The following is a 10,341-nucleotide window of genomic DNA, read 5'->3' on the forward strand; positions in this document are numbered from 1 at the left end:
CTATAGACGACAAGGAGTCGTGACATGACCATGTGGACAGGCATAGTCCTGATCGTATTTATCAGCGTATTGTTCGGATATCTCGGCAAACGGGCTCGCTACCAGATGGGGGATGCCCGCATCACTGACCGCCTCGGCAAGCAGGATATGATCATCAGAGAATTGCAGGAGCGAGTCGCCAATCTGGAGGCGATCGTCATCGAGGAAGAGAAACGGCGCCCGTTTCGGGAGCTGTGATTTTTCGCCATCAGGCATCAGATAACCAAAATTCAAATCAAAGAAAGAGGGCTGCACGATGCAGCCCTCTCTCGTTTGAACTGATTCAGATTGCCAGCGGCAGCAGCTCCGCGTAATCGCGGAACATACCGGGGAAAGCGGTGAGCTTCCCCATGCACCTGCCAACACCTGACGCCCCGTCAGACGGTCAGCGGCAGCAACTCGGCATAGTCGCGGATCGCCGGAAAAGCTGTGATGCTCTGCTCCGGCTTGCAGCTGTCCGGATTCTGGATCGCCAGCTGATAGCCGATGCCATAGTCGGCGGCAGCCTGCAGGATCCGCTCGCTGTCATCCACAAACAGGGTACGGGCCGGATCGAACGCCAACCGCTCGGCCAGCGCCTGCCAGCAGTGCTGGCTCTCCTTCGACCAGCCCAGCTCGTGGGTACTCACCATCAGATCCAGATGGTTGCTTAGTCCCAGCTGCGCATCCTTCACCGACAGACTGGCGGGGTGGGCGTTGGTGAAAAGCACCAGCTGCTTGCCCGCGGCGCGCAGCTCGGCCAGAAAGGGGATGGCGTGGGGACGCCACTGGATCTTCGCCAGCAGCTCCTGCTTGAGGGCGCGAATATCGAGCCCCAGGGTCTCGCTCCAGTAATCCACGCAGTACCAGTTGAGGGTGCCGTTGAGCGCCTGATAGTGCACCTCGATATGCGCCTTTGCCTCATCCAGCGGCAAGCCGAGCCGCTCGGCGTAACGCTCCGGCACCAATTGCTGCCAGAGGTGGTTGTCAAAATGCAGATCGATCAGGGTGCCATCCATATCGAGCAAGACGGTATCTATCTGGTGCCAGGGCAAGGTGGTGGAGCGGGAGTGTGGCATCGGGCCTCTTGAGCGCGGATCTCGGCAAACGGGGCGGCAGTATAACGGATTTTTCCTCCACCTTTGCCATCCCTGGCCCGTGGTGTTCGGTGTGAGAGTCGTTTACTCTTGAAGCACGATTTTTTAACGAGCAGCCAGCGTCCGATGAGCGACCCCCACAAGAGCAAACCCGAGCACATCTCAGCCGACCAACTGGATCACCCCAAGAGCAAGCCGGAGATCCTCAAGGCCGATATCGTGGCCGAGAGCCGACTGTTCAAGGTGGAATCGCTACACCTCAAATTCTCTAACGGCGAAGAGCGGGTCTACGAGCGGATGCGCGGCGGCAACCGGGGCGCCGTCATGGTGGTGCCGCTGTTCGATGCCCACACCCTGCTGCTGGTGCGCGAGTATGCCGCCGGCACCCACTCCTACGAGCTGGGCTTTCCCAAAGGGCTGATCGACCCAGGCGAAGATGCCTTCGAGGCGGGAAACCGGGAATTGATGGAAGAGGCGGGCTTTGGCGCCAACAGCCTGACCCTGCTCAAACAAGTGTCGCTGGCGCCCGGTTACTTCTCCAGCAGGATGGACATCCTGCTGGCCCGGGATCTCTTCCCCGAGCAGCGGATCGGCGATGAACCCGAACCGCTGGAGGTGATCCCCTGGCCACTCAACCGGATCGACGAATTGCTGGCGCGACCCGACTTCACCGAGTCGCGCAGCATCAGTGCCCTGCTCCTGGCCCAGAAGTGGCTGGCGGAGCAGGCTGAGTAGCCCGCAGACGGGCAGTTAACAGATAGAGGATAACGAGATGCAGGAGTTGTTGGCCTGGGTGCCGGGGGTCAAGGAAATTGCCCGCGAAGCCGGAAGGATCCTTCACGACATCTATCATGGCGGTCAGTTCGAGCGTCAGCTGAAGGAGGATGCGACCCCGGTCACCAGTGCCGATCTTGCTGCCGATGCCTACCTCAAACAGGCGCTGTCGGCGCTCACCCCCCATGTGCCGGTGCTGACCGAAGAGGCGGCCGACATCCCCTTCAGCCAGCGATCCAACTGGCGGCAGTACTGGCTGGTGGATCCTCTCGATGGCACTGGCGAATTTATCGCGGGCAGCGGCGACTTCGCCACCCTGATCGCCCTGGTGCGGGACAATGTGCCGGTGCTCGGGGTCATCTATGCCCCCGAGTCCAACGTGCTCTACTGGGCAGTGCGCGGCTACGGCGCCTTCAAGGAGGTGAACGGCGAGGTACTGCCCATCAGCGCCATGCACCACGAGCATGACCAGCCCGACTCGCTGGTGGTCGCCATCAGCCGCCGCCAGAAGCTGGAGAACCTCACCCGCCGTCTCAACCCGGCCATCAACTACGAGCTGATCCCGCTTGGTTCCAGCTCCCTCAAATCCTGTCTGGTGGCGGAAGGAGCGGCCGATTGCTACGTGCGACTCGGCCCCACCGGCGAGTGGGACACCGCCGCCGCCCAGTGCATCGTCGAGGCAGCTGGTGGCCGTATCCTCAGCCTGGCGTTGCAGCCACTCAGCTACAACGAAACCGAGTCGCTGGAGAACCCTGACTTTATCGTAATGGGGGATCCGGATCTCGCCTGGGGCAACATTCTGGCCCACTAGACGAGTAGCAATATCATCACACCAGACAAGCAGGCGATCCGATGGCCGCCTGCTTTTTCAGGGAAGTTGCCGCGGGTGATGGCCGGTGTGATCCGCTGGTCAAGGCGCGCTTGCACAGCGTGATGCGCTGGCAAAGCGGCAAAATGATAGTGAAACATCACAATCGGTCGGCGAGAAATGGTGCAATTTTTCACGTAATTCTGAAAACCCCTGATTAGCCAAAATAAAAAAATGAGAGCAGATCAAATTTTGGTTTTATATTTCACAAAAACTACCAATATCAGTTTTGTTTCATTCTGCGACCCAGATTCCATTCCCAATCTCGCTGGCTAAACCCCGCAATGGCAGTGATATGTTTCAGTCTCGCTTTTTGAGAATTAAATCCCGATAAACCACAATAAACTCAGATTAAAACACTAACAAAAAGTGAATTAGCAATGAGTTTATCTGTAGAGGCTACCAAGGAGCTATCCGGTTCCTGCTCCACCACGGTCAGCACCACCCGCTGGCGCCGTCACGACACCCACTGGGTCATCAGCCTGTTTGGCACCGCCGTTGGCGCCGGCATCCTGTTCCTGCCCATCAATCTGGGTCTGGGCGGCATCTGGCCCCTCGTCATCGTCGCAGTACTGGCGGGTCCTATGACCTTCCTCGCCCACCGCGGGCTGGCGCGCTTCGTGCTCTCCTCTTCACACCCCCACGCCGACTTCACTGAAGTGGCGGAGGAGCACTTCGGCAAGATGGCCGGTCGCCTCATCTCGGCGCTCTACTTCCTCTCCATCTTCCCGATCCTGCTCATCTACGGGGTCGGTCTGACCAACACGGTGGAGAGCTTTATGGTCAACCAGCTCGGCATGGCAACCCCGGATCGGGTGATGCTCTCCGGCGTGCTGGTATTCGCCATGATCGCCGTGATGCTGGCGGGTGAGAAAGCGATGCTGCGCGCCTTCGCCTTTATGGTCTATCCGCTGGCGGCCATTCTGGCAGCCCTCTCCTGCTACCTGATCCCTCAGTGGCAATGGCCGGAAGTGACCGCGTTTGAAGGAGTCAGCTTCCTCAACACCGTCTGGCTGGCGCTGCCGGTCACCGTGTTCGCCTTCAGCCACGCCGCCGCCATCTCCGGCTTTGCCAACGTGCAGCGTCGTGAATATGGCGAGCAGGCAGAAGCCAAGAGCGGCCTGATCCTGCGCAACACCACAGTGATGCTGGTGGGCTTTGTGCTGTTCTTCGTCTTCTCCTGCGTGCTGAGCCTCTCGCCAGCCCAGCTGGCCGAAGCCAAGGCCCAAAACGTCTCTGTGCTCTCCTATCTCGCCAACATCACTGACAACCCGGTGATTGTGACTCTGGGGCCGCTCATCGCCTTTATCGCCATCAGCTCCTCCTTCCTCGGTCACTTCCTCGGTGCCCGCGAGAGCCTGAAAAGCCTGATCGCCAAGCCCACCGGCCTGCCGCTGGCCAAGGCGGACAAGGTCGGCATCGCCCTGATGTTCTTCTCTATCTGGGGCGCCGCCGTCATCAACCCGGGCATTCTGGGGCTGATGGAGACCCTCTCCGGCCCGGTCATCGCCATGATCCTGTTCATCATGCCGGTGATTGCCATCTACAAGGTGGAGGCGCTGGCCCGCTTCCGTCACGGCTGGACCAACGGCTTTATCCTGCTGACCGGTTCGCTGGCGGTATCGGCGCTGATCTTCAGCCTGTTGAAGTAACGACTCGCAGCAGATAACAAAAAAGAGAGGCGACCTTGGGTCGCCTCTCTTGTCTCTGTTCGGGTGTGAACTCAGCCCAGCTTGGCGCCGTTCTCCACCGCCTGCTCGGGAATAGCCATCACTACGGCGCCATCCGGCCGATAGAAACCGGTCAGCAGAAATTCAGACTGAAACGGCCCTATCTGTTTGGTCGGGAAGTTGACGACGGCGATGATCTGGCGGCCCACCAGCTGCTCTGGCTGGTAGAGCGCGGTGATCTGGGCGCTGCTCTTGCGAACCCCCAGTTCAGGGCCAAAATCCGCCCACACCTTGTAGGCCGGTTTACGCGCCTCGGGGAACGGCTCGACCCGCACCAGAGTGCCCACCCTCAGCTCCACCATCTCGAAATCCTGCCAGCTAATCGTCTCCATTTCGGCTCCTGTTTATCGTGCACCTGCATGAGCCGCAGCATGGCCCAAAGAGAGCATCCCGTCTTCGGCGATCAGCCGTTTCGTTACGGCAGGCGGCCGTTTTGCTGACGCCAGAGGGATGGAGTGAGCCCGCTCTCGGCCAGGAAGCGCTCGCTGAAGGCCCCCTGATTCCGGTAACCGCAGCGGCTGGCAATCTCGCCAACGGGCAGTTGCGTACCGGCAATCAGGGTGCGCGCCAGTGCCATGCGCCGACTGCGAATGTAGTGAGAGACGCTCATCCCCAGCTGCTGGCGAAAAGCGAGCTTGAACTGGCTCTGGCCAAGGCAGGCTATGGCGGCGAGTTGCTGATTGGTCAGCGGGGCGGCAAGGTTGGCCTCGATATGGCGCTGCACCTTGAGGATGCGAGCGGCAAGGCGCGGCGTGGCAGTGCTCTGCATCCCCTGCCCTTCAGCCAGCAGGGAGAGCCACACCTGCGCCATGCCCGCCACCTGCCGCCCCTCGGCCACCATGCGGTGCAGAAACGCGAGGTAGTGGCGCTGGGGCTCATCCAGCTCGATAAAGGGGTGAGCTGCCAGATCTCCGGGCAGCCAGTCGCTCTCCTGCACCAGAAACGAAAGCGCGGGATCGGCAGCGTAGTCGTGCCGCTCGCCGGGAGCGATGACGCAGACAGAACCGGGGGCAAGCCTGCGCCCCCGGCCCTGCACCTCGATCTCGAGGGGGCCGTCGAGGGGGATCACCAGCTGGGCAAAGTCGTGGCTATGGCTGCAGACGTGGTGGTGATAGTGACGCAGGCTGAAGCGGGACATGGCAGATAGCAATGACGCGGCCAGGGCCGCGTCATTGGGGATTATTCCTTGTCGAAATCTTCGATCTCTTTGCCCAGCGCTTCCATGATGGCGCGCGCTTCGGCCGGGACGCTGTCCGGTTGATCCTTGCGCAAATCTTCGTCGCAAGGGAGCGGCTGGCCGGTGAAAGCGTGCAGGAAGGCTTCACAGAGCAGCTCGCTGTTGGTCGCATGACGCAGGTTGTTCACCTGACGGCGGGTGCGCTCATCGGTCAACACTTTCAACACCTTGAGCGGGATCGAGACGGTAATCTTCTTGACCTGTTCGCTCTTCTTACCGTGTTCCGCGTAGGGGCTGACGTAGTCGCCGTTCCACTCTGTTCCCATGACTCACCTGTTCTCATTTAGCCGTGAGCGCGGATTTTAACCCTTAAGGAAATTAATGGCAATCCAACAGCAAAGCCATTTAGACGTCTGGAAGTGTTGACGGCTTTTTTAAGCTGGCGTAGTGTGGTTGACCATGAGCCCGCAATGGCGGGATGGCGCGTGGCAGCAAGATGCCGGCGTGTAAAGAGACATCAAGGAGAGTGATATGACCCACAAGGCCACCCTGGCGGTTCGCACCGGGATTGAGACAGACCAGCAACACGGTGCCGTGGTGCCCCCCATCTACCTCTCCAGCAACTACACCTTTGCCGACTTTGGCGAGCCCCGTCAATACGATTATGCCCGCTCCGGCAACCCGACCCGTACCAATCTGGCGGATGCGCTGGCGGCGCTGGAAGGGGGCGTAGGCGCCGTGGTCACCGGCACCGGCATGGGCGCCGTCCATCTGGTCACCACAGCACTGCTCAAGGCGGGGGATCTGCTGCTCGCCCCCCACGACTGCTACGGCGGCACCTGGCGTCTGTTTGAGTATCTGGCGGCCAAGGGCCACTACCGGGTGCAGTTTGTCGATCAGGGTGACGAGGCCGCTCTGGCCGCCGCGCTGGCGCAAAAGCCTGCGCTGGTATGGGTGGAGACCCCCTCCAACCCGCTGCTGCGAGTGGTAGATATCAGTATCATCGCCAGCGCCGCCCACGAGGTGGGTGCGCAGGTGGTGGTAGACAACACTTTCCTCTCCCCCCTGCTGCAACAACCGTTGGCCCTCGGTGCCGATGTGGTGGTGCACTCCACCACCAAGTACATCAACGGTCACTCAGACGTGGTGGGCGGAGTGGCGATAGCCAAGGAGGCAGCACTGGCCGAGTCGCTGGTGTGGTGGGCCAACTGTCTGGGGCTCACCTCCGGGGCGTTCGACTCCTACCTCACCCTGCGCGGTCTGCGCACTCTGGCCCCCAGATTGCGCACCCATCAGGAGAACACCGATCGCATCCTCACCTTCCTGCAACAACAGCCGCTGGTGAAACGCATCTATCACCCCAGCCTGCCGAGCCATCCGGGCCACGATATTGCGCGCCGTCAACAGTCCGGCTTCGGCGCCATGCTAAGTTTTGAACTCGATTGCAGCGAGGCAGGCATTCGCGCCTTCCTCGCGGCCCTCACCCTCTTCTCGGTGGCCGAGTCCCTCGGCGGGGTGGAGAGTCTGGTGGCCCATCCGGCCAGCATGACCCACAGGGCCATGACCCCGGCGGCGCAGCAGGCAGCAGGCATCAGCGCCCAGCTGCTGCGGTTGTCGGTCGGTATTGAACACGGTGAAGACCTGGTGGCCGATCTGGCTCAGGCTTTTGAACAGGCGCAGCAGGCAGAACAGGTAGCGAAGTAATGGAACAGCAGCAACAAGGAGAGATCGCGGTGGCCACAGAAGCAGGATTGAAGCGGCGTCACGTCCACAAATTTGGTGGCAGCAGTCTGGCGGATCCGGTCTGTTATCGCCGGGTCGCCAGTATCGTTGAACAACAGGTGGGCGGGGATGAACTGATCGTGGTCTCCGCCGCCGGCAAGACCACCAACCGGCTGATCCAGCTGGTGGAGCTGGCCGAAGCGGGGGACGAAGCCGCCGGTGAAGCCATCTCTGCCCTGCAGGCCTATCAGCAGAGCCTGATCGACGGCTTGCTGGAGGGTGAACTGCAGCTCGATCTGAGCAAGCAGCTGGCCGACGACATGCAACTGATCGCCAAAACGCTTGAGGGGCAGTTTGATCGCTTCGCCCGCAACGGCCTGCTCGCTTTTGGCGAAGTGTGGTCGGCGCGCCTGCTGGCAGCCCTGCTCACCAGCCGCGGCGACAAGGCTATCTGGCTCGACGCCCGCAGTTTCCTGCGCGCCGAGGATGGCGCTCTGGTCAAGGTGGATACTGCGCTCTCCAGCGAACTGCTCAAGGCGCGACTGGCGGAGCATGCCGGTCGTATCGTGGTAACCGGCTTTATCGCCGCCGACATGGAAGGCCGCTCCCTGCTGCTCGGTCGCAATGGATCCGACTACAGCGCCAGCCTGTTGGCGCTGCTGGCGGACGGCGAATCCACCACCATCTGGAGCGACGTGGCCGGTGTCTACAGCGCCGACCCGCGCCGGGTGAAGGAGGCTCGCCTGCTGGAGCGCCTGAGCCTCGCGGAAGCCAACGAGCTGGCCCGTCTTGGCTCCTCGGTGCTGCACTCGCGCACCCTGCAACCGGTGGCCGACAGCCGCCAACGCCTCACCCTGCGCTGCAGCTACAACCCGGATGAGGGCTGTACCCACATCCTGCGCCGCGCCCCCCGCTCCGGCGGCGCCCGCATCGTCTCCTCGGTGGATCAGATCGCCCTCATCGAGCTGAAGGTACTGCCGCAGACCAACTATGAGCAGACGGTGGCCACCATCGAGGCTCATCTGGCTCGTCACCGTCTCAACCCGCTCACCCTGCAGCGCCAGCCGGATCGCCGGATCCTGCGCCTCGCCTACACCCTTGAGGTAGCACAGGGCGCCTTCGAGCTGCTGCGCGACTTCCAGCTGCAAGGGAGCTTCACTGGCCTCATCCAGAAAGAGGGGTACAGTCTGGTGGCGCTGGTCGGTGCCGGGGTCACCGACAACGCGGAGCAGTGTCACCGCTTCTATCAGCTACTGGCAGATCAACCGCTGGAGTTCGTCCAGGTGGCCCGAGATGGCCTGAGTCTGGTGGCCGTACTGCGCCAAGTGGTGCTGGAGCCGCTGCTCATCGCCCTGCACAGCGCCCTGTTCAGTCGCCCAACCCGAGTCGGACTGGTGGTGTTCGGCAAGGGCAATATCGGCGGCCACTGGCTGAGCCTCTATGCCCGCGAAAAGGCACGGCTGGAACATGAACTCAATCTGGCGCTCACCCTCTACGGGGTGTTCAGCTCGGAAGGGGGCCTGCTCGATGAAGAGGGGCTCAACCCCCTCAAGGTACAGGACAACTTCAACCCCAAGCCGCTGATCTGGCCGGAGTTGCTCTCCCAGCTTGAACAGCACGGCTTCGACGCGCTGGTTGCGCTGGACATGACCGCCAGCGAAACGGTGAGCCGCTACTATCCGGATTTTGCCCAGCTCGGCATTCATATCATCGCCGCCAACAAGTTTGCCGGTGCCGCCGACAGCGAGTTCTACCAGCGCATCAAGCAGACCTGCCGTGACCATCAGGTGCAGTGGCGCTACAACGCCACCGTGGGCGCCGGGCTGCCAATCCAGTCCAGCATCCAGATGCTGCGCCAGAGCGGCGACCGCATTCAGGGGGTCTCCGGCATCTTCTCCGGCACCCTCTCCTGGCTGTTCCAACAGTATGACGGCACTCGCCCCTTCTCCGAGCTGGTGGACGAGGCGTGGCAGCACGGCCTGACCGAACCGGATCCCCGCGAGGATCTCTCAGGTCAGGATGTGCGTCGCAAGCTGCTTATTCTGGCGCGGGAGGCAGGCTTCGAGCTCGACTCCGCCGATATCGAGCTGGAGAATCTGGTGCCCGTTACGCTGCGCAAGGTGACTGCCGATCAGTTCATGGACAGACTGAAAGAGCTGGATGGCCCGATCCAGACCGCCTTCGAAGGGGCCAAGCGCCTCGGCAAGGTGCTGCGCTACGTGGCCCGCTTCGAGCATGACGGCAAGGCGCGGGTCGGACTGGAGGCGCTGGAGCCCCATCACCCGTTTGCCAACCTCTTGCCGTGCGACAACATCTTCGCCATCGAGAGCGACAGCTATCGCACCAACCCGTTGGTGATCCAGGGGCCGGGGGCGGGTCGGGAAGTGACCGCCGCAGCTATCCAGTACGACCTCTGGCAGATCTGCGCATCGCTCTAAGCGCAGGAAATAGCGTGTCTAGTCCTGAAATAGGTTTACACATTTTCAACTAGCATTTCTCTACTCAGAACCCCCTATGTACCGCATCGGGGGTTCTGTATTTCAACGCATGATGCGGCCGCTCCACGTTGTAAATATCCACCGCTTCACGCACCATTTCCCGCGCTTGCGTCAAATCCTGCGGGCTTTGCAACAATAACTCTCCTTTCAAAATCCCGTTCACCCGCTCCGCCAACGCATTCTGGTAGCAGTCATACCCATCCGTCATCGAGCATTTCACCCCGTACCGTTCATGTAATGACTGATACAGTCCCGAGCAATACTGCACGCCGCGGTCTGAGTGATGGATGAGTTCACCGTCGCCACGCCGTTGCTTCAGTGCTTTCCTGAACGCCATCGCCACCGACTCCGCGTGCATCCCTTCGTGTACGTGGTGGCCTACTATCTTGCGTGAGTACGCATCCGTCACCAGGCTCAGGTACAGCGGTCCGCTCCTGGCTGGCAGATAGGTGATATC

The 10,341-nt window shown here is 61.3% G+C and carries 11 protein-coding genes; 6 read left to right on the plus strand and 5 right to left on the minus strand.

Going from position 1 to position 10,341, the window contains the following annotated elements; translation table 11 throughout:
• The first annotated feature begins 24 nt into the window (after window positions 1-24).
• Entirely contained in the window at window positions 25-237 is a 213-nt protein-coding gene (locus OKC42_RS12410; RefSeq protein WP_042084223.1) for a hypothetical protein, read from the plus strand.
• A 179-nt stretch (window positions 238-416) separates the two neighbouring features.
• Here OKC42_RS12410 and yrfG read toward each other — a convergent pair whose 3' ends face one another.
• Window positions 417-1,097, minus strand: a complete 681-nt coding sequence (gene yrfG, locus OKC42_RS12415) for a GMP/IMP nucleotidase (RefSeq protein ID WP_201953622.1) — start codon at window positions 1,095-1,097, stop codon at window positions 417-419.
• Between the two features lie 144 nt (window positions 1,098-1,241).
• Between yrfG and nudE the strand changes: the two genes are divergently transcribed.
• The 3 genes from nudE to OKC42_RS12430 all read left to right on the plus strand — a co-directional run bounded on the left by nudE (window position 1,242) and on the right by OKC42_RS12430 (window position 4,409).
• Window positions 1,242-1,850: an ADP compounds hydrolase NudE gene (gene nudE, locus OKC42_RS12420; RefSeq protein ID WP_005340262.1), complete on the plus strand. Its 609-nt coding sequence runs from the start codon at window positions 1,242-1,244 to the stop codon at window positions 1,848-1,850.
• Between the two features lie 37 nt (window positions 1,851-1,887).
• Window positions 1,888-2,700, plus strand: a complete 813-nt coding sequence (gene cysQ / locus OKC42_RS12425) for a 3'(2'),5'-bisphosphate nucleotidase CysQ (RefSeq protein ID WP_005357849.1) — start codon at window positions 1,888-1,890, stop codon at window positions 2,698-2,700.
• Window positions 2,701-3,137: 437 nt separating this feature from the next.
• Window positions 3,138-4,409: an aromatic amino acid transport family protein gene (locus OKC42_RS12430; RefSeq protein ID WP_201953619.1), complete on the plus strand. Its 1,272-nt coding sequence runs from the start codon at window positions 3,138-3,140 to the stop codon at window positions 4,407-4,409.
• 71 nt (window positions 4,410-4,480) lie between these two features.
• On the opposite strand, the gene OKC42_RS12435 is transcribed toward OKC42_RS12430, so the two are convergent.
• The 3 genes from OKC42_RS12435 to metJ all read right to left on the minus strand — a co-directional run bounded on the left by OKC42_RS12435 (window position 4,481) and on the right by metJ (window position 5,990).
• The gene (locus tag OKC42_RS12435; RefSeq protein ID WP_108541080.1) at window positions 4,481-4,819 is read right to left on the minus strand and encodes a tRNA-binding protein; all 339 of its coding nucleotides are present in this window, start codon (window positions 4,817-4,819) and stop codon (window positions 4,481-4,483) included.
• 83 nt (window positions 4,820-4,902) lie between these two features.
• Window positions 4,903-5,625: an AraC family transcriptional regulator gene (locus OKC42_RS12440; RefSeq protein ID WP_201953616.1), complete on the minus strand. Its 723-nt coding sequence runs from the start codon at window positions 5,623-5,625 to the stop codon at window positions 4,903-4,905.
• A 41-nt stretch (window positions 5,626-5,666) separates the two neighbouring features.
• Window positions 5,667-5,990: a met regulon transcriptional regulator MetJ gene (metJ, locus tag OKC42_RS12445; protein ID WP_005340251.1), complete on the minus strand. Its 324-nt coding sequence runs from the start codon at window positions 5,988-5,990 to the stop codon at window positions 5,667-5,669.
• Window positions 5,991-6,195: 205 nt separating this feature from the next.
• Between metJ and metB the strand changes: the two genes are divergently transcribed.
• Window positions 6,196-7,368, plus strand: a complete 1,173-nt coding sequence (gene metB, locus OKC42_RS12450; RefSeq protein ID WP_201953611.1) for a cystathionine gamma-synthase — start codon at window positions 6,196-6,198, stop codon at window positions 7,366-7,368.
• Window positions 7,368-9,824, plus strand: a complete 2,457-nt coding sequence (locus OKC42_RS12455) for a bifunctional aspartate kinase/homoserine dehydrogenase II (RefSeq protein WP_201953607.1) — start codon at window positions 7,368-7,370, stop codon at window positions 9,822-9,824. The genes metB and OKC42_RS12455 overlap by 1 nt, the downstream gene beginning before the upstream one ends.
• A gap of 64 nt (window positions 9,825-9,888) precedes the next feature.
• On the opposite strand, the gene OKC42_RS12460 is transcribed toward OKC42_RS12455, so the two are convergent.
• A partial coding sequence (locus OKC42_RS12460) for an IS3 family transposase (RefSeq protein ID WP_270819860.1) occupies window positions 9,889-10,341 on the minus strand: 453 nt, incomplete at its 5' end.

This window comes from Aeromonas sp. Y311-2, from assembly GCF_027706025.1.
GTDB lineage: Bacteria > Pseudomonadota > Gammaproteobacteria > Enterobacterales > Aeromonadaceae > Aeromonas > Aeromonas veronii.

Coding starts and splice junctions, on each gene's coding strand:
- OKC42_RS12410 (WP_042084223.1), top strand. CDS start 25: ATGACCATGTGGACAGGCATAGTCCTGATCGTATTTATCAGCGTATTG.
- yrfG (WP_201953622.1), bottom strand. CDS start 1,097: ATGCCACACTCCCGCTCCACCACCTTGCCCTGGCACCAGATAGATACC.
- nudE (WP_005340262.1), top strand. CDS start 1,242: ATGAGCGACCCCCACAAGAGCAAACCCGAGCACATCTCAGCCGACCAA.
- cysQ (WP_005357849.1), top strand. CDS start 1,888: ATGCAGGAGTTGTTGGCCTGGGTGCCGGGGGTCAAGGAAATTGCCCGC.
- OKC42_RS12430 (WP_201953619.1), top strand. CDS start 3,138: ATGAGTTTATCTGTAGAGGCTACCAAGGAGCTATCCGGTTCCTGCTCC.
- OKC42_RS12435 (WP_108541080.1), bottom strand. CDS start 4,819: ATGGAGACGATTAGCTGGCAGGATTTCGAGATGGTGGAGCTGAGGGTG.
- OKC42_RS12440 (WP_201953616.1), bottom strand. CDS start 5,625: ATGTCCCGCTTCAGCCTGCGTCACTATCACCACCACGTCTGCAGCCAT.
- metJ (WP_005340251.1), bottom strand. CDS start 5,990: ATGGGAACAGAGTGGAACGGCGACTACGTCAGCCCCTACGCGGAACAC.
- metB (WP_201953611.1), top strand. CDS start 6,196: ATGACCCACAAGGCCACCCTGGCGGTTCGCACCGGGATTGAGACAGAC.
- OKC42_RS12455 (WP_201953607.1), top strand. CDS start 7,368: ATGGAACAGCAGCAACAAGGAGAGATCGCGGTGGCCACAGAAGCAGGA.